General features: G+C 49.1%; 15 protein-coding genes. 8 read left to right on the plus strand and 7 right to left on the minus strand.

The annotated features are described in order from the left end of the window. Positions 1–80: 80 nt before the first annotated feature. The 4 genes from Q0577_RS09530 (at position 81) to Q0577_RS09545 (ending at position 3,909) form a co-directional block, all read left to right on the plus strand. Positions 81–776, plus strand: a complete 696-nt coding sequence (locus tag Q0577_RS09530; protein WP_298735362.1) for a LytTR family DNA-binding domain-containing protein — start codon at positions 81–83, stop codon at positions 774–776. 130 nt (positions 777–906) lie between these two features. Next, positions 907–1,110 carry a hypothetical protein gene (locus tag Q0577_RS09535; RefSeq protein ID WP_298735363.1) on the plus strand — a complete coding sequence of 68 codons (204 nt, stop codon included), beginning with the start codon at positions 907–909 and terminating at the stop codon, positions 1,108–1,110. Between the two features lie 186 nt (positions 1,111–1,296). Further along, positions 1,297–3,501, plus strand: coding sequence for an ATP-binding protein (locus Q0577_RS09540; RefSeq protein WP_298735365.1), 2,205 nt, complete (start codon positions 1,297–1,299; stop codon positions 3,499–3,501). Between the two features lie 222 nt (positions 3,502–3,723). Then, positions 3,724–3,909 (plus strand): hypothetical protein, encoded by a 186-nt coding sequence (locus tag Q0577_RS09545; RefSeq protein WP_298735368.1) that lies wholly within the window; start codon positions 3,724–3,726, stop codon positions 3,907–3,909. 81 nt (positions 3,910–3,990) lie between these two features. Here the strand turns inward: Q0577_RS09545 and Q0577_RS09550 are convergent, their stop codons facing one another. Next, complete coding sequence (locus Q0577_RS09550) at positions 3,991–5,244, minus strand: hypothetical protein (protein WP_298735370.1); 1,254 nt, start codon at positions 5,242–5,244, stop codon at positions 3,991–3,993. Between the two features lie 122 nt (positions 5,245–5,366). Beyond that, positions 5,367–7,925, minus strand: a complete 2,559-nt coding sequence (gyrA, locus tag Q0577_RS09555) for a DNA gyrase subunit A (protein WP_298735373.1) — start codon at positions 7,923–7,925, stop codon at positions 5,367–5,369. 426 nt (positions 7,926–8,351) lie between these two features. Here gyrA and Q0577_RS09560 point away from each other — a divergent pair, with 426 nt between their 5' ends. Next, positions 8,352–9,677, plus strand: coding sequence for a saccharopine dehydrogenase C-terminal domain-containing protein (locus tag Q0577_RS09560; RefSeq protein ID WP_298735376.1), 1,326 nt, complete (start codon positions 8,352–8,354; stop codon positions 9,675–9,677). Between the two features lie 19 nt (positions 9,678–9,696). On the opposite strand, the gene Q0577_RS09565 is transcribed toward Q0577_RS09560, so the two are convergent. Continuing rightward, on the minus strand, positions 9,697–10,386 hold the full coding sequence (locus Q0577_RS09565) for a Sir2 family NAD-dependent protein deacetylase (protein ID WP_298735379.1): 690 nt from the start codon (positions 10,384–10,386) through the stop codon (positions 9,697–9,699). Between the two features lie 167 nt (positions 10,387–10,553). Here Q0577_RS09565 and Q0577_RS09570 point away from each other — a divergent pair, with 167 nt between their 5' ends. Next, positions 10,554–11,405, plus strand: a complete 852-nt coding sequence (locus Q0577_RS09570; protein WP_298735382.1) for a phosphatase PAP2 family protein — start codon at positions 10,554–10,556, stop codon at positions 11,403–11,405. Here Q0577_RS09570 and pruA read toward each other — a convergent pair. Continuing rightward, the gene (gene pruA / locus Q0577_RS09575) at positions 11,347–12,987 is read right to left on the minus strand and encodes an L-glutamate gamma-semialdehyde dehydrogenase (RefSeq protein ID WP_298735385.1); all 1,641 of its coding nucleotides are present in this window, start codon (positions 12,985–12,987) and stop codon (positions 11,347–11,349) included. The two genes, Q0577_RS09570 and pruA, sit on opposite strands and share 59 nt — an antisense overlap. 133 nt (positions 12,988–13,120) lie before the next feature. After that, positions 13,121–14,210 (minus strand): peptide chain release factor 2 gene (gene prfB / locus Q0577_RS09580; protein WP_298735388.1). Its coding sequence is split into 2 segments (ribosomal slippage): positions 13,121–14,149 and positions 14,151–14,210, totalling 1,089 coding nucleotides; the frame shifts between segments, so codons are not numbered across the junction. Between the two features lie 168 nt (positions 14,211–14,378). Between prfB and Q0577_RS09585 the strand changes: the two genes are divergently transcribed. Both Q0577_RS09585 and pgi read left to right on the plus strand, forming a co-directional pair. After that, entirely contained in the window at positions 14,379–15,191 is an 813-nt protein-coding gene (locus Q0577_RS09585) for a hypothetical protein (RefSeq protein WP_298735391.1), read from the plus strand. Positions 15,192–15,290: 99 nt separating this feature from the next. Then, positions 15,291–16,943: a glucose-6-phosphate isomerase gene (gene pgi / locus Q0577_RS09590; protein WP_298735393.1), complete on the plus strand. Its 1,653-nt coding sequence runs from the start codon at positions 15,291–15,293 to the stop codon at positions 16,941–16,943. Between the two features lie 281 nt (positions 16,944–17,224). Here the strand turns inward: pgi and Q0577_RS09595 are convergent, their stop codons facing one another. Further along, positions 17,225–17,662 carry a DUF3276 family protein gene (locus Q0577_RS09595; protein WP_298735396.1) on the minus strand — a complete coding sequence of 146 codons (438 nt, stop codon included), beginning with the start codon at positions 17,660–17,662 and terminating at the stop codon, positions 17,225–17,227. A 158-nt stretch (positions 17,663–17,820) separates the two neighbouring features. Beyond that, the gene (locus Q0577_RS09600; protein WP_298735398.1) at positions 17,821–19,617 is read right to left on the minus strand and encodes an ABC transporter ATP-binding protein; all 1,797 of its coding nucleotides are present in this window, start codon (positions 19,615–19,617) and stop codon (positions 17,821–17,823) included. Positions 19,618–19,624 lie beyond the last annotated feature (7 nt).

Here is a 19,624-nt window from a genome sequence, read left to right on the forward strand (position 1 = left end):
GGTTTGGCTGGCTTATCAGGCCTGACAGGCTATGGACTATGGACCATTAATCATGGACTTTTTTTTCTACCTTAGCAGCCATGAACTGCCTGATCGTAGACGACAACAAGCTGGCCCGTACGGCCATGAAACAACTGACCAGTCATGTGAACGGCCTGCAGGTTGTCGCCGAATGCAGCAGCGCCATTGAAGCCTACAACGTTCTCCAGAAAGAAAAAATAGACCTTTTGCTGCTGGACATAGAAATGCCCGGCATGAGCGGTATTGAACTGACCAAAAACCTGGGCAAAAAACGGCCGCTGATCATTTTCACCACCGTTAAGAAAGACTATGCGGTAGAAGCCTTTGAGCTGAATGTAGCCGACTATCTCATTAAACCTGTAAGTCCCGCCCGTTTTATACAGGCCGTGGAGAAAGTAAAAGAAATACAGGACAGCAACGGACGTGAACTGCAGGTAGGTGATAACGAGTTTGTATTTATCCGCGACAGCGGCGTACTGAAACGCATCCGGATGGATGAGATCCTTTTCCTGGAAGCCATGGGCGATTATGTGAAGCTGCACACCGCGCAGAAGTTCCACGCCATACATACCACGCTGAAATCGGTAGAAGAAAAACTACCCGCCAGCCGTTTCATGCGCGTACACCGATCCTATATTGTTGCACTGGACAAAATAGAATCTATAGAGGACGGCACCATTGCCATGCAGCACAACGCCATCCCGGTTGCAGACGCCTACAGGGGCCAGCTGAACAACCGCCTGAACCTGCTCTGACCCTTCACCTACACTTTTACCTTTTCCAACGACAGCTACCGCCTTTTGGGCCATTTACACCGTAAGCGCCTGCCTGCCCGCCCTACCTTTGGGTTGTTAATCATTTGATCACTTATCAAAAATTAAAACAATGAAAAAATTAGGAATACTGATGGCCGCAGCAATGTTATTCGTTGGAGCAAGGGCATTTGCCAACAGCACACCCGCTAAATCAGTAAAACAGGAAACCAAGAAAGAAGCCAGTGCCACACAGAAGAAAAGCACCCATAAGGCTCATGGCAAACATCACGCTGCCCAGGCAAAAAGTAAATCAGCAACAGCTCCCAAAGCGTAAGGCTCGTTGAGGTAAGCACCATAAGTTTAATGTACTAGTACGTTAAACGGAAACCATCTGGTCCGATGTTCGTATCGGACCGGATTTTATTTTTCCCGGCAAAGACAGGATGCTGCCAGGCATCAGATCATGCTGTTAAAGTCGTAATTTAGAATCGCCTTTCAGCAAAGGTGTTACTTACAAGTCATGCAGTCAAAACGGATCAAATACTACTTACTGGGCCTTTTCCTGACGGGTATGATCCTGTTCATCGTACTGCAGTTCAACTCCTCCAAACATATCCGCATCCTGATTTCCGGCAATGAACAGCTGCTGCAGGAACTGAATGTCAAGAACGAGCTGCAGAAACTGCAGACCGACATGGCCCGTACCGACAGCAAGGTAAGAGGTACAGTTATCTCACAGGATACGCTGCACATAACGGGCATAGAGGGAGAAATTGCCACTATACGTTCTGACCTGAACACTATCAGCAAGATGATGCTGGATGACAGCACAGAAAAGCTGCTGACCCAGCTGGGCTACCTGGTGGATGAAAAGAATAACTTCAACGTGCAGGTGCTGGATACTTTCTACGGACAGGGCAAGCATGCCGCAGAAAGGATGATCAACAATCAGAAGGGACGGCGCTTAACAGAAGCGATCAATATCATCTTACACTCGCTGGACAGCACCCGGGAAGCAGCGGTGAACCGGGCAGTGCATGTGATAGACAGCAGCGGCCAAAAAGCCCAGAACTGGGGCACCATCCTGGTATGCTGCGCCTGCCTGGCCAGCCTGCTGGGATTCTTATATATCATCAGCCGTATTCACCGGCAGGAACAGCTGATAGATGCACTGGACGAGTCACAACAAAAGGAGCGCAAACTGTCTGCCATTAAAGAGCAGTTCCTGGCCAACATGAGCCACGAGATACGTACACCAATGAACGCTGTACTGGGATTTACCCGCCTGCTGCAGGGGCAACCCCTCACCGAAAAGTCAAAGGAATACGTGGGGGCCATCCAGAGCGCCGGCGAGAACCTGCTGGATATCATCAACGATATACTGGATATTTCCAAGATAGAATCAGGCATGATGCGCCTGGAACCAGTGTCTTTCAGCCTGCGTAGCACCCTGCATTCCCTGCAGACCATGTTCCAGCACAAAACAGCGGAAAAACACCTGGGCCTGTCTGTTCAGATAGAAGAGCATATTCCCGACTTACTTTACGGTGATGTACTGCGCCTTACCCAGGTGCTGGTAAACCTTACCAACAATGCCATTAAGTTTACTAACACCGGCTCAGTAAGTATCCGGATTAACCAGCTGCCCGCAACGGATAACAACGTGCTGCTGCAGTTCATAGTTAAAGATACCGGCATCGGTATCTCTCCTGATAAATTACCGTATATCTTTGACCGTTTTAACCAGGCAGAAGCCAATACTACGCGGAAATACGGCGGCACCGGCCTTGGACTGGCCATTGTAAAGCAGCTGGTGGAAATGCAGCACGGCACTATTACGGTAGAAAGCCAGCCCGGTAAAGGGACTGCGTTTAAGGTAACACTGCCCTACCTGCCAGGCGAAGTTATACCGGAAACCGTAACGGAAAGCTATAGTAATGGGCATAACGGCCATGCGCTGCACGAAGACGCTCACCTGCTGGTGGCAGAAGATAATCGCATGAACCAGGATCTGCTGCGTCATCTGCTGAAGAACTGGCACCTGCGCTTCCAGATGGTGAATAATGGCCGCGAAGTACTGTCAGCACTGGAAAAGCAACATTTTGACCTGGTGCTGATGGATATACAGATGCCTGAAATGGACGGATATACGGCCGCTCAGAAAATCAGGCAGGAATTGCATTCAAATATTCCTATTGTGGCCATGACGGCCCACGCCATGGCCGGAGAGCGGGAAAAATGCCTGGGCTATGGCATGAATGAGTATATAGCCAAACCGATACGGGAAGAAGAGCTGTACCGCATTATACAGGTATTCACGGGCAAGACAGGGCTGCCGGAGTGGCTGACGGTACATACACCTGCCCGGGAAGAATCCTCCTCTCAGCAATTAATCCGGCTGCAATACCTGCATGAGCTCTCCAAAGGTGACAAAGACTTTGAACGTACCATGCTGCAGCAGTTCGTTGCACAGCTGCCGGAAGACCTTAACCGTCTGAAGGATGCCATTACCACAGAAGACATCGCCGCCATACGCAGCACCGCCCATAATATTAAAACTACTATCTCCTTTATCGGCCTGGAAGATCCGCTGTATACCTACCTTGATCCTATGGAACAGCTACAGGCAGATCATTACAACCCACAGCGCACCGCCGGGCAGTTTGATAACCTGAAACAGATCTCCCTGCAGGCGCTGAAAGAGGCAATAGACCTGATAGTTTGATAGTTTAAGGATTTGAAAGTTTGAGGGGGTCCTACAGGGGTATGCCGCCCTCCAGCATTCAAACCCTCAATCGCTTAAACTATCAGGTTTTTGTTTTCAACGACAGTTCAACCCCATTCACCGAAAGCGGGTCCAGATCCCTTGATACAGCACGTAATTTTGAATCAGCAAAGCTAAAAGCAGTTTATCCTATTATTCACTCAATTCAAAATGACAAACATCATGAACATCAAGAAAAGCCTGATCGTAGCCGCCGTTTTTATGAGCGTAAGCGCAATTACTTTTGCGCAACAGCCCGCTAAACCGGCCAAAGCCACTAAGGAAGCAAAAGCTACCGCAGATACTTCCATGAAAGCTGCACACCACCACCATGTAAAGAAGATGAAAGAAGGCGCTAAAAAAGGTTAATAACATCAGATAGGATTGGATTCAAACAAAAATCCCTCCCGGGTATTCCGGGAGGGATTTGCTTATGATGCCTGACATCAATTATTTCAAGCCGTCCAGTTTCTTCTTCACTTCTTCTACTTTATCGTTCTGGTTCTTGATGGCGTATATTTTCTGCAGGGCGTATAGGCAGCTTTCGAAAGTCTGCTTGTCTCCTGCTTCCAGGCCGGCGCCTTTAGCTGTAAAGCTGGCATCTGCTTTTTCAAAGTAAGGCAGCGCTGTGTTCATCAGGCCTTCTACTTTGGTTTGCAGTTCTTTTGCTTTAGGAGAGCTCTGCTCCTTGCTGGGCAGTTCGTTCAGCTGTTTGTTGAAACCTACGGCGCGGTTAAAATATAAAGCACCCAGCTGGAAGTTGGCGGTAGGATCTGTTGCATTCAGTTCAACAGATTTCTTGTAGGCAGCTTCCGCTTTGTTCATCAGCTCTTCGTAGTTATCCGGTTTGGGCAGATCATTACCCTGCTCATCACGGGGATTGGCCATATTGTCTACACGGATGGCATAGTCCAGCTGTGTTTGGAAATCGTTCGGATTTTCCTCAACTTTCTTTTCCAGCATGGTCAGGAGTTCTGCTGTTTTACCCGTTTTGGAGTAATAGATCATCTCCATGTCATTGAAGCGCTTATCTTTCGGGAATACTTTTTTGCCTTCTTCAATGGTTTTCAGCCAGCCGGCGTTATCGCCTTTTTCTTCGTAAGCCTGTGCCAGGATCACGTAGAGGGCGGGTTCGCCTTTGAACTGAAGGTCAGCAGCTTTTTGCAGGTACTGCAGGGCAGCTTCTTTCTGGCCAGCCTGCTGGGCAGCGTATCCCAGGTAGAATGTCATGGAAGTATCGGTAGGCAGTTTACCACCCAGATCTTTGCTGTTGTAGTAATCTGCTACTTCAAATGCGGATTTGAAATTGGTGTATGCAGAATCCCATTTCTGATCATTCAGGTTGGCATAACCGGCATTACCAATGGTGGCATAAAGGTTATACATGCTCTGGTTCATGGTCAGCAGCGCCTCGGGCATTTTGGCGTTTTTGTCCAGCGCGGTTTTGTAGGCCTGGAATGCTTCCTGTGCCAGTGCGGCGCTTTTATCCTTGGTGGCCATGGCTTCCAGCACCTTGCCTTTTACAAACCAGGTTTTGGCATCGTCCTTCGTTTTCTCATGTTGCAGGGCCTCGTCTATGTCTGCCTTTGCTTTAGCAAGATCCTGGTTTTTCAGCGCGTCTTCGGCGCTGTTCACCTTACCTCGTTGCGCTACAGCAGCAAATCCGGCACTGCAAAAAAGAAAAGATACCAATAGTTTTTTCATGAGCTCAATTTTTAGTTGCTGATAACAATATAAATATGGTTTAATTAATAATTAACAATTACCACGACTTCTGTCCAGCCTGACATCAACCGGAGCAGGCATTGTTAACGGTTAATTATTAATTATTCATTATTTCCTTGTTCAGTAGTCCCGGTGGTGTCGGCGGCCTCACCGCTTGTGCTCTCTGAGTCGGCTCCGTTGGCAGTTTCCTCTTCCTCCTGTTCATCCAGTCTGGCTACGGCTGCTATCTCGTCGTTATCATCCAAGCGGATCAGGCGTACACCCTGGGTGGCCCGGCCGGCTTCGCGGATATCTGCTACTGCCATGCGGATGGTTATACCGGATTTACAGGTGATCATCAGGTCATCTTTCTCGGTCACATCCAGAACAGCGATCAAGTTACCTGTTTTCTCCGTAATGTTGATGGTTTTTACCCCTTTTCCCCCCCGGTTGGTGATACGGTACTCTTCTATGCTGGTTCGCTTTCCAAAACCTTTTTCAGATACAACAAGTACGGTTCGGGACTCATCATCCTTATTAACACAAATCATACCAACCACCTCATCATTCGCGTTATCCACCTCGATGCCGCGCACACCGATGGCGCCACGGCCTGTGTCGCGTACGGTATTTTCGGGGAAGCGGATGGCCCTGCCACTCTGGATGGCCATCATTATTTCGCTGTTGCCGTCTGTGAGCCTGGCCTCCAGCAGTTGGTCGCCTTCATTGATCGTGATGGCGTTCACACCGTTCTGTCGGGGGCGGGAGAACTCTTCCAGCAAAGTTTTCTTAATGATACCATTCTTGGTGCAGAGCACAATATAATGGGAATTGATAAAATCTTTATCTCCCAGGTCCTTGATATCGATAATTGCCCGGATCTTATCGTCTGTAGGCAGAGTGATCAGGTTCTGTATAGCGCGGCCCTTGCTCTGTTTTTCGCCTTCGGGGATCTCGTACACCTTCAGCCAGAAACAGCGGCCTTTTTCAGTAAAGAACAGCATGGTGTGGTGCGTGGATGCGACGAAGAGGTGCTCGATATAGTCCTCCTCGCGGGTCTTCCCCCCGATAGCGCCGCGGCCGCCGCGTTTCTGCTGGCGATAATCGTACGCAGAAGTACGTTTGATATAACCCAGGTGGGAAATGGTGATCACCACGTCTTCTTCTGCGATGATATCTTCAATTCGCATTTCGCTGGCCAGATACTGGATCTCGGTCTTGCGCTCGTCACCGAACTTCTTCTTCACTTCCAGCAGCTCATCCTTAATGATCTTGAAGCGCAGGCCTTCATCCGCCAGAACATCTTTCAGGTAAGCGATCAGTTTCATGATCTCATCGTATTCTTCCTTGATCTTATCGCGCTCCATGCCGGTAAGGCGTTGCAGGCGCAGTTCGAGGATGGCTTTGGACTGTATCTCTGTAAGGCCGAATTTCGACATCAGGCCTTCTTTTGCTTCATCCGGCGTACGGGATGCGCGGATCAGCGCAATCACTTCGTCCAGGTGATCAAGGGCGATGAGGTAGCCTTCCAGTATGTGTGCTTTCTCTTCTGCCTTACGGAGGTCGTAGCGGGTTCTGCGAAGTACTACTTCATGGCGGAACTCTACGAATTCAGACAGCAGCTCTTTCAGGTTCAGGATACGGGGTCTGCCTTTTACAAGGGCCACGTTATTGATACCATAAGAGGTTTGCAGCTCAGAGTATTTATACAGCTGGTTCACCACCACGTTGGCAATGGCTTCGCGTTTCAGGTCGATCACCAGGCGCATCCCTTCGCGGTCGCTTTCGTCGCGCACTTCGGAAATGCCTTCAATGATCTTATCGTCTGCCAGCTGGGCTATTTTCTGGTGTAATACTGCCTTATTGATCTGGTAAGGCAGCTCATAGATCACCAGCCTTTCACGTCCGGCTTTAGTGGTTTCTACGTTGATTTTACCGCGCACCACTACCCTTCCGCGGCCGGTTTCAAAACCTTGCTTTACGCCTTCGTAGCCGTAAATGATACCGCCGGTGGGAAAATCAGGGGCTTTTACATGTTTGATCAGGTCTTCTATCGTGATCTCACGGTCGTCGATATATGCCACCAGGCCATCTACCACCTCGCTGAGGTTGTGGGGCATGATGTTGGTGGCCATACCTACCGCGATACCGGAGGCGCCGTTCACCAGGAGGTTAGGTATCCGGGTGGGCAATACCGTAGGCTCTTCCAGGGTATCGTCAAAGTTGAGGGTGAAGTCTACCGTTTCTTTTTCAATATCTTCCAGCATGGCTTCCGCTATACGCTGCATACGCACCTCCGTATAACGCATGGCTGCCGGATCGTCACCATCCACAGAACCGAAGTTACCCTGACCGTCTACCAGGGGATAACGCATGGTCCACGGCTGCACCAGGCGTGCAATGGTGTCATAGATGGCCTTATCGCCGTGGGGATGGAATTTACCCATTACCTCACCCACCACACGGGCCGATTTCTTGTAGGGCTTATTACTGTTATTGCCCAGCTCATTCATTCCGAATAAAACACGGCGGTGCACCGGCTTTAAACCGTCCCGTACATCGGGTAAGGCACGGCCCACAATCACAGACATGGAGTAGTCTATGTACGCCGTTTTCATCTGCTCCTCGATGTTGATCTGGATAATCCTGCCGTCCTGCTGATTTTCCGTATTTTCTGCCATTAGTTATTGGTTTACAGTTTTTTCTGTTAAAAACACAGAAGCGCAAATATACGCTTTTTCAGCCGTTATTCCGAGGCTAAATACCAAAATCAGGAACCTAAACTCCAAATACCGGATGCACATTCCCGGTTGCCGGAATTGCTGTCGTGTCCATTAGGTTTCAATTATTATTCCCTGTTTGTGATTTGGAAATTGGCATTTGGAATTTCAAATTTGTTGTTATATTTAAATATTCCCATATAGAATAAATAAATTATTGGCAAAGTATTTGTTCCTAACGAAATGATAATCAAAGATTCACGGGAAAGAGTCAAATAATTTTGGGACATTTGAATCGGATTTCCGGGAATTTCCGAACATATCTAAGATTACCGCTGTTATTTCCCCTAACTATTAACCAGTTAAATCTAAAGTTGTAAAGCAAATATGAAAAACATCCTGTTGTTTGGCGCCGGAAGATCAGCTACCTGCCTGATTGATTATCTGTTGACCAATGCACCGCGACAGAAATGGCATGTGACTGTGGTGGACAGCGACTTAATGTTAATAAAATCCAAGACCGGAAAATCCTATTATGTGACCCCGGTAGCTATTGACATACGTGATCAGCAGGCGCGGCAGACCCTGGTAGAAGAAACAGACCTGGTCATTTCACTGCTTCCTCCCTCCCTGCATATACTGGTGGCTAAAGACTGCCTTCAATACCGCAGGCACCTGCTCACTGCTTCTTATACAGACCCGGATGTAAAAAAGCTGGAAAAAGACATCCGGCAAGCCGGCTTGCTGTTTATGTACGAAATGGGACTGGACCCCGGCATTGACCATATGTCTGCCATGAAGGTGATCCATTCCATCGAAAAGAAGGGCGGGCTGATCTACTCTTTTAAATCTTACTGCGGCGGACTGATCTCCCCTGAAAGCAATGATAATCCCTGGCAATACAAGATCACCTGGAATGCCCGAAATGTTGTACTCGCGGGCCAGTCAGGCGCTACCTACAAGGATAAAGGCAAAGTGAAGGAACTGAACCATGAGCAGCTGTTTGACCAGTCCAAAACCATTGTCATTCCCGGGCTGGGCAAACTGGCCTTTTATCCCAACCGCGACTCATTGACCTACATGTCTTCCTATAACCTGGACAACATTCCCACTTTCATGCGGGCCACCCTGCGTTACCCGGATTTCTGTGAGGGATGGAGCGCCGTTATACGGCTGGGACTTACAGACGACAGCCGTAAGATACAGACGGATAATCTGAGCTATTTTAAGTGGGCTACCCAGCATGTGAAAACAGACAAGCAACTGAGCAATGAAGAGAACGTGGCCCTGTTCCTGGGCGTCAGCAGCAAGTCGAAAGTGATCCGGCAACTGAAATACCTGGGGCTCTTAAACGGCGAAGTGATCAACCAGGGCGAACAAACCAATGCCGCCGTGCTGCAACAGGTGATGGAATCCCGCCTGGGTATGTCGCCCAACGACAAAGACATGATCGTCATGATGCATGAAATAGAGTTTGAAAGACGGAATATCGCCACCCGCATGCATAGTTACATGATCGTACAGGGCGAAGATAACCTGCGTACCGCCATGGCTAAAACCGTTGGCCTGCCCCTGGGCATTACCGCCAAGCTGCTGCTGCAGGAAAAGATCACCCTCACCGGTTTACACATACCCGTCATGCCCGAAGTATACAACCCCGTGCTGAAAGAACTGGAAGAACACGATATAAGATTTGAAGAGAGTTTTGAGTAGAGTTGTTAGCCAACGGCTGCTAGAAGCCGGCAACTAGCAGCTTTATCAGTTCAGCTACTCCTTCAGTAGCGGGTTTCTCTATCAGGTGTAGTCCTTTTATATCTCCAACAAGAGGGATGTTTTTATCAATGACATACTTAGGTACGGTTTCCCCTACGTAATTCAGGAGGCCGGCTGCAGGGTATACGTTAAGGGAGGTGCCTATTACTACAAAGATGTCTGCTTCCAGTACTTCGGCCAGTGCCACCTCTATCATAGGCACCGCCTCTCCGAACCAAACGATATGCGGACGTAACTGCCCACCGTCTGCCGCCAGGTCGCCTAGTTTGATATCTCCATCCGCCGGGTAAATAAGGTGCTCGTCCAATACGCTGCGCATCTTGAATATTTCACCATGCAGGTGGATCACCTTTTCTGATCCGGCGCGTTCATGCAGGTCATCTATGTTCTGGGTGATGATGCGTACATCAAAATGCTCCTGCAACTTAGCCAGGCCGATATGGGCAGCATTTGGCTGCGCCGTTCTGGCATCCCTGCGGCGCATGTTATAAAACTCCAGCACCAGGCCGGGGTTCTTCTGCCAACCCTGCGGAGACGCCACTTCATAAATATCATGTTCTTCCCAAAGGCCATTACTATCCCTGAAGGTCTTTAATCCGCTTTCAGCGCTGATGCCCGCACCTGAAAGAACAACTAAACGAGGTTTCATACGGTTGATGTTTTAGTCTATGGTCGATAATCCATAGCCTGTTCCGCCAATCAAGTTACCACAAAAAACACAACTGGACACTTAACGTGCTATGGACGATGGACTATCGGCTATCGACTTTTCTTTTATATTTGTCAAAAAATTGTTTACAGAAAACTAATATCCTTTTGCGTACATCCCGATATCTCAGCTACTGCCTGACACTGCTGATTCCCATGCTTGCCAGCGCACAAACAGACAGCAGCCGCGTAAACAGTGACAGCCTGCAACTGAGTTCTACAGACACCACACATGCCCCAACGGACAGCATGATCAGATACCGTATTAATGGTACTTACCTGAAAAGTATTTTCGAAGACCTGGGTTATACGGTGAGCCGTCCGGCGCACTGGCATAAAAAAGATTTTACACGCCTGGGAATTGTATTTGGGGTTACCGGGGGCTTAATGCTGGCTGACTATGAGATCAAACGGGCCTTTCAGCTGAATCAGACTAAATTCCTGAACAGTGTTGCGCATGAGATAGAACCTTTCGGCAATGCTTACTCCCCTTACCTGATACTGGGCATGTACGCTGTTGGGGTGGTAACAAAGAACCGCAACCTGGAACATGCTTCGCTGATGACCACCAAATCCCTGCTCATTTCTACCCTGCTCTATACTACCGCTAAAGTGATCATTCGAAGGGAAAGGCCTTCCTTTACCGATAACACCGCCAATTATGATCCGCCCTTTACGGCAGACCGTAAGCATACCTCCTTTCCATCCGGACATATGCTTACGGTTACTACGGTGGCCACTGCCCTTTCAGAAATTTATGGGGAAGACCATCCCTGGGTGCCCTGGGTTGCATACAGCGTTGCCGGGCTTACAGGCCTGTCAAGGCTATATCATAACCGCCACTGGTCAAGCGACGTCTGGATCGGCGCATCCCTTGGCTATTTTGTTACCAAGACGGTTTTCAAGCACCAGCGTCAGCGCTCAAAAAGGGGTACCTATAATCTACCGGCGGTACCATAGTTTCTTTGATGGTCCTTGCATTTAACCAGCGATAGAGGTTCAGCATGGAGCCGGCCTTGTCGTTGGTACCGGAAGCCCTGGCGCCGCCAAAAGGCTGCTGGCCTACTACTGCACCGGTCGGTTTATCGTTGATGTAAAAATTGCCTGCACTGTTTACCAGTTTCCGGGTAGCCAGTTCAATAGCGTAACGGTCCTGGGAAAGGATAGAACCGGTAAGTGCATAATCGGAAGTACTGTCTACCAGTTCCAGGATCTCTTCAAATTTCTCCGCATCGTATACGAAGATGGTCAGCACCGGGCCGAAGATCTCTTCACACATACTCCGGTACTTAGCGTCTGTGGTAACGATCACGGTAGGTTCAACAAAGTAACCCTCTGTTTTACTGTAACCGCCACCGGCAATGATCTTTGTGCTATGGTCCTTTTTAGCCTGGTCTATATACGCAGCGATCTTGTCGAATGAACGCTCATCGATCACCGCGTTGACGAAGTTGCCAAAATCCTCTACAGTACCCATTTTCATCGTACCCAATGTAGCCGTCAGTTTAGACAGTACCTCTTCTGCCAGGTTGGAAGGCAGGTAGGCACGGGAAGCTGCGGAACATTTTTGCCCCTGGTATTCAAATGCACCACGGGCCAGGGCAGTCACCACAACATCTACCTGGGCAGATGGGTGTGCTACCACAAAGTCTTTACCACCGGTTTCACCAACAATGCGCGGGTAAGACCTGTATTTGCTGATGTTAGTACCAATGGTCTTCCACATCTGCTGGAACACCCCGGTAGAACCGGTGAAGTGGATACCGGCAAAATCGCGGTGCGCAAAACAAACATCGCCTAATACGGGGCCATCTGCATATACCAGGTTGATTACGCCGTCAGGCAGACCTGCTTCTAGCAGGATCTTCATAAACATACTGGCGGAATACACCTGCGTATTGGCAGGTTTCCATACCACTACGTTGCCGCACATGGCAGGCGCCGTAGGCAGGTTGCCACCAATGGCGGTGAAGTTGAAAGGCGTTACTGCCAGTACAAAACCTTCCAGGGGGCGGTATTCCGTTCTGTTATGGATGCCGGCGGGGCTGTAAGGCTGTTGTTTATAGATATCGCTCAGGTAATGCACGTTAAACCGCAGGAAGTCTATCAGCTCACAGGCGCTGTCTATTTCGGCCTGGTAGGCGTTCTTGCTCTGGCCCAGCATGGTAGCCGCGTTCATGTGGTAGCGGTACTTGGTGGCAATGAGCTCGGCTGCACGCAGGAAAATGGCGGCACGCTGTTCCCAGGGGGTGGCGGCCCATTGCGCCTGAGCTGCCAGCGCCGCATCAATGGCTGATTTTACATGGCTGTCATCTCCCATGTGGAAATGCCCCAGCTTGTGTTTTATTTCGTGCGGGGGATGGATATCTACCGTTTTACCGGTACGTACCTCTTTACCGCCAATGTACATGGGAATATCTGCAGTTTCGGATTTGAAAGCAGCCAGTTGTTTTTTTAATGCTGCCCTTTCGGGAGAGCCTGGCGCGTAGCTGTATACCGGCTCGTTCTGGGGTGCTGCAAATTGAAAATAAGCGTTATGCATCCTCAAGTAAGTTTTGGTTTACGATTTTGTTGTTGGAGCGTTCGGAGTCTATAGTCCATGATCCGTAGTCCATAGTAAACCCGGATCGACCGGAGCTGCTATGGACTACAGACCATTAACCATGGACTGTGTACTATGCTTCTTCCTTCGCCATCATCAAATAGGCCTTTATAAAGCCGCCCAGTTCACCATCCATTACGGGTTGTACGTTGCCCACCTCAAAATCTGTGCGGTGGTCTTTGATCATCTTGTAGGGATGGAATACATAAGAGCGGATCTGGGAGCCCCATTCAATCTTGCGTTTGTTGGCGTTGGCCGCATTCTTCAGTTCTTCGCGTTTGCGTATCTCTTCTTCGTACAGGCGGGATTTTAACATGGTGAGGGCCTTTTCGCGGTTCTCCCCTTGTGTCCGGGCCTGCTGGCATTCGATGATGATGCCGGAAGGGATATGCTTTAAACGTACGGCGGTTTCCACCTTGTTTACGTTTTGTCCGCCCTTGCCACCGGAACGGTAGAATTCCCATTCCAGATCGGCCGGGTTGACCGCAATTTCGATGGTGTCGTCTACCAGCGGGTAAACAAATACGGAGGCGAAAGAGGTATGACGCCGCGCATTGGCATCAAAAGGCGAGATACGCACCAGGCGGTGCACACCGCTCTCTGCCTTAAGCAGTCCATAGGCAAATTCGCCGTCAAACTCCAGCGTAGCAGATTTAATACCTGCGCCGTCGCCGTACTGTACATCAATTTCTGATACTTTCCAGCCCTGCTTTTCGCCGTACATGCGATACATACGCAGCAGCATTTCTGCCCAATCCTGGCTTTCGGTGCCACCGGCGCCGGAATTGATGGTCAATACTGCCGGCATTTCGTCTTCCGGCTGGTTCAGGGTGGATTTAAATTCCAGCTCATCCAGGGCGTTCAGCGCTTTTTCATACGCTTCCTGCACTTCCTGTTCAGAGGCTTCGCCTTCTTTCTGGAAATCGTTTAACACTGCGCTGTCCTCAATAGCGGTTTGCACCTGCTCGTAGAGGTCTACCCAGAATTTGTTAACCTTGATCTCTTTCAGAATGGAAGTTGCCCGGGCATTATCGTCCCAAAAACCGGGCGCAAGGGTAAGCTGTTTGTCATTTTCCATTTTGGCTATGCGGTCAGGGACGTTAAAGAAAACCTCCCAGGACGTGGAGACGGTCCCTCATAGCTTTAAGTTGCTCTGCTGTCATAGGGCGCAAATGTATGGAAAAAAGTCGATAGTCCATAGCCGGTAGTCCTTCTCCATTCCCCCTTACTTACTGATCCCGGCATGCAGTGGACCATGGGCCATTGCGCATGGACGCTTTAGCATAATATTTGCAGTTTTTTAACAGTACTGTCCAAACCTAACTATTGCCATGATTACCGATGAGACGCTCCATTACAAAAACCAGTCGGTCTTCCACGTCATCGGGTTTGTGCTGGTAATCGCAGTAAATATCATGGCGGTATGGCTGCCTATCAACGGGCAGCAAACCGGAATGGTTGCTGATAAATATCCTAATCTGCTGGTGCCTGCGGGCTTTACTTTCAGCATTATCTGGACATTGATTTACCTGGCCCTGCTGACCTTTACTATTTACCAACTCTGGCTGGCATTCTGGGGAAAACATCCTCAGGAACTGAGCAGGTTGATGACCCGCATGCGATATTGGTGGATGATCAGCTGCGTAGCCAATGCCTGCTGGCTTTTTGCCTGGCATTATGAACTTGTACCACTGTCCGTGTTCATTATGCTGCTGTTGCTGATCTCCCTCATCGCCATCCGGCACAATTTCTCCATCGGCAATCCTGCGGCGCCGCTGCGCGAAAAATTGTTCGTACACTTTCCCTTCAGCCTGTACCTGGGCTGGATCAGCATTGCCACTGTTGTTAATATCACCGCCCTGATGGTATATTGGGGATGGAATGGACAGGGCGTTTCGCAGGTGGTATGGGCGGTTCTGATGATCGGCCTCAGCGCCGGCGTATCGGCGTACATGATCCTGCAGCATCACAGCATCACCTACGGACTGGTAAACGCCTGGGCCTTTTACGGCATCATCATGAAACGAAAACAGACGGATGTAATCTCCGAGCACCTGGTCATACAAGCGGCCATCATTGCTATCGGGCTCATCGCCGTGGCTATTTCCTGGAAGCTGTACCGGGTGCGGCGCCCAGATGTATAATTTACGGTTTTACATGTATGGTTTCCGTATTAGCTTAATCTTATCTGGCAAATCTGGATTGTATCGATTATTTTTGGTCAGCATAAATACACAAGCTATATGTTCCCATCGACGAATCCTACCACCACGAAAGCCTGGCAGCAACTGCAACAGCATGCCGCCGGCATGAAGCAGGTACATATGCGCAAGCTCTTTGCCGAAGATGCGCAACGTTTCGAGCAATTTTCCCTGCGTTTTGAAGATATACTGTTCGACTACTCCAAGAATCTGATAACAAAGGAAACGATCGGACTGCTGCTGGACCTTGCACGCGAATGCCAGGTGGAAGCAGGCAGGGAGGCCATGTTCGGGGCGGAAAAGATCAATGCTACCGAGAACAGGGCCGTGCTGCATACTGCCCTGCGCAATGTGAGCAACGAACCGGTGGTGCTGGATGGAAAGAATGTAATGGAAGATGTGAATGCCGTACTGCAGAAGATGGAACAATACTGCAAACAGATCCATACCGGCGAGCTGAAAGGATATACCGGCAAGCCTATACGTTATATCGTTAACATCGGTATCGGCGGCTCCGATCTTGGCCCCGTAATGGTAACGGAAGCCCTCCGTCCCTACTGGGTAAAAGGCATGCAGCCTTACTTTGTTTCCAATGTGGATGGCACCCACATTGCTGAGACCCTGAAGAAAGTAACACCGGATGAAACGTTGTTCCTGATAGCTTCCAAGACCTTTACCACCCAGGAGACCATGACTAATGCGCTTACGGCCAGACAGTGGTTCCTGGAGCATGCCAAAGACGAGGCGCATATTGCCCTGCACTTTGCAGCGCTTTCTACCAATGAGAAAGCAGTAACGGCATTTGGCATCAACCCGAAGAACATGTTTGAGTTTTGGGACTGGGTAGGCGGCCGCTACTCGCTGTGGTCTGCCATCGGCCTGAGCATTGCCCTTACCATCGGCTTTGACAACTTCAAACAATTGTTAGAAGGTGCACATGCGGTTGATAAACACTTCAGGGAAACGCCGCTGGAAAAGAATATACCGGTTATTATGGCACTGGTTGGCCTGTGGTACGGTAATTTCTTTGATGCACATACAGAAGCCATTCTGCCATATGATCAATACATGCACCGCTTTGCCGCTTATTTCCAGCAGGGAAATATGGAAAGCAATGGTAAATATGTAGACCGTAACGGACAGCCGGTCAGCTACCAGACTGGTCCGATCGTATGGGGCGAGCCTGGTACCAACGGACAGCACGCCTTCTACCAGCTGATCCACCAGGGCACCAAACTGATCCCCTGTGATTTTATTGCACCTGCCATCAGCCACAATCCTACCAGCGATCATCATGTAAAACTGCTCTCTAACTTCTTCGCACAAACGGAGGCGCTGATGAACGGCAAAACAGCGGAAGAGGTAAAGGCCGAACTCGAAAAGTCAGGGCTGACTGCTGATGAAATAGCAAAATTAACGCCGTATAAAGTATTTACCGGCAACCGCCCTACCAACTCTTTCCTGGTAAAAGAGATCACACCCCGTTCACTGGGCTCACTGACAGCCCTGTACGAACACAAGATATTTGTGCAGGGAGTGATCTGGAATATATACACGTTTGACCAGTGGGGTGTGGAGTTAGGTAAACAGCTGGCCAATAAGATATTACCCGAGCTGCAAAACGCAGATAAAGTGACAGGGCATGATGCGAGCACGAATGGATTGATCAATGAGTGGAAGAAGATGAAAGAGTAAGGTTACAGAGGAGCAGCCAAGCTTAATGTGCGCGGGGCGACGAAGCAATCCTTTAAATAACAAATGGTAATAACGTTTATTGGTTACCGTTTGACATTTAAAGGATTGCTTTGTCGCCCCGCACGCTTTTTCTACACGGCTCCTCAAAGAAAACTCGTTTACTGGTTAAAAAGATTGCTTCGTCGCGGCTCCCCGCAATGACGGGGATGAAGACCCCTATAAAAACAAAAAACCCCCGGAAAAATCCGGAGGTCCTATCCGTGAAAAAAAACGTAAAAATCTTACCATTTGTCTACATCATCGCTGTGAGATGCGGCGGCTGCAGCGGGCGTTGTAACAGCAGCTTCTACTACCGGCGTGCTTTCAGCGGCAGCGCTGTCTACTACTACCTCGTTGTCATCCTCTCCGTCTTCTCTCACATAATCGTGGTTGTAAGCATCAAAGTCGAAATCGGGCATCAACTCGGTCTTTACGTAGTTGATGGTTTCTGTCAATGCGTTCAGGAATTTGTTAAAGTCTTCCTTGTACAGGAATACTTTATGCCTGTCGTAACCGTTGTCATTGAAACGCTTCTTACTTTCTGTGATCGTCAGAAAGTAGTCGTTCCCCCGAGTGGTCTTTACATCAAAGAAGTACGTTCTTCTTTTACCCGCTTTCAATCGTTTAGAAAAGATGCTGTCGTTGTTTCTTTCCTGTTGATTGTTGTTTTCGTACGCCACAGTTGATAGATTTAAGTGTTAACGAATCAATCCTGTTATTCAATAAGCAACAAATATACTATTGTTTTACAAATATCAAAATAATTTTAAATGATTTTATCAACAGATGGAAAACTCTGGGCGATAAGGGGTTACCGGTATATATAAAAAAATGAGTACTATTCACTTACAGATTCTTCTTCTCCCGATTGCTGGCGTGTATACAGCTCTGCATAATATCCGTTCAATGACATTAATTCTTCATGCGTACCCGTTTCCACGATCCTGCCATCATCCAGCACAATGATCTTGTCAAATTCAAACAGTGCAAATATGCGGTGCGTAATAATAATAGCCGTCTTATCCTTCAGATAGGCGTACAGGTTACCGATAATCTCTTTTTCAGTACGGGCGTCTACGGCAGACAGGCAATCGTCGAACACCAAAATGTTCGGATCCATGATCAGCGCCCTGGCAATGGAGATACGCTGTTTCTGGCCACCGCTCAAAGTTACTCCCCGCTCCCCTATTACTGTGTCAAAACCTTCCCGGAAACCAAGGATGTCTTTTTCCACAGAAGCCTGGCGGGCAGCCTTCTGCACCATTTCACGGGTGGCGGCAGGCGCTCCGAAACTGATATTATTGGCAACATTATCTGAGAACAGGAATACATCCTGCGGTACATAGCTGATCTGGCTGCGAAGGTTTTCCAGCTTCAGTTCGCGGATATTGTGCCCATCCAGCAATACCCTTCCCTCCTGCGGGTCGTACATGCGCAATAGTAGCTGCGCCAGCGTGGATTTCCCGGAACCGGTACGGCCTATCACCGCCACTTTCTGCCCCGGCCTGATACTCAGATTAAAATCCTTAATGGCCTGTATACCTGTATGCGGGTAGGTAAAAGACACGTGCTCAAAACGGATATCCCCCTGCAGGCTGATTTCCCTGGCATCTGCACTGTCCCTGATCTCCGGCCTGGTTTGCAGGAATTCATTCAGGCGCTGCTGTGAGGCCGCCGCACGCTGGATCATGGAAGCCACCCATCCAATAGAAAAGAAGGGAAAGATGAGCATGTTCACATAGATCACGAACTCAGCCAGGTTGCCCACGGTGATATTTCCGCGGATTACCTGCCAGCCGCCAATAAAAATGGTAAGGATCACACTGAGCCCGATCATGAGCGACATGGCGGGCTGATACAGGGCGTCTGTTTTTGCCAGGCTGACAGTGCTGCGCTTGTATTCTTCGCTGGCCTGTTCAAAATGCCGGGTGGTAGATTCTTCCTGTACGTAGGACTTAATCACCCGGATACCGGAGTAGGATTCCTGGGCAATGGAGGTCAGGTTGGAAAGCTGGGCCTGGATCCGCTCGCTTTTGCGATGTATGATGTGATTTACATAATAAATGGTGAGCGCAAGCAAGGGCAGCGGCGACAATGTATATAAGGTAAGGGTAAGATTCACCTTCACCATCAGGTAAATAATGATGACCATCATGATAACGGTACGGGCGGCGTACATGATGGCAGGTCCTACGTACATCCGTACGCGTGACACGTCTTCCGTGATCCGGCTCATCAGGTCGCCGGTACGGTGCATTTTAAAGAAATTAAGGTCCAGAATCTGGTAATGCTGATAAATATCGTTCTTAAGGTCGTATTCTATATGGCGGCTCATCACGATAAGTGTTTGCCGCTGCAGGAACATAAAAAAGCCACTGAGCAGGGCGGAAAGCAGGATGGTGATGCCGTAAAAGGCCAGTACACGGGAGAAATCCGCACGGAAAATACCTTTGATACCGGTATCCCCGATGATACGGTAGTTGTCTAAGTTCTGGGCCAGCAGGTCAAAGATCTGCCTTACCATAACAGGCTGGAATACACTGAATACAATGGAGATCGACGTAAATAACAGCCCCAGTGTAAAAAGCCATTTATATTTTACAAAATATATATTAAGCGCTGCGAGATGCCTCAATGGATTA

The organism is uncultured Chitinophaga sp., assembly GCF_937898475.1.
Lineage (GTDB): Bacteria > Bacteroidota > Bacteroidia > Chitinophagales > Chitinophagaceae > Chitinophaga.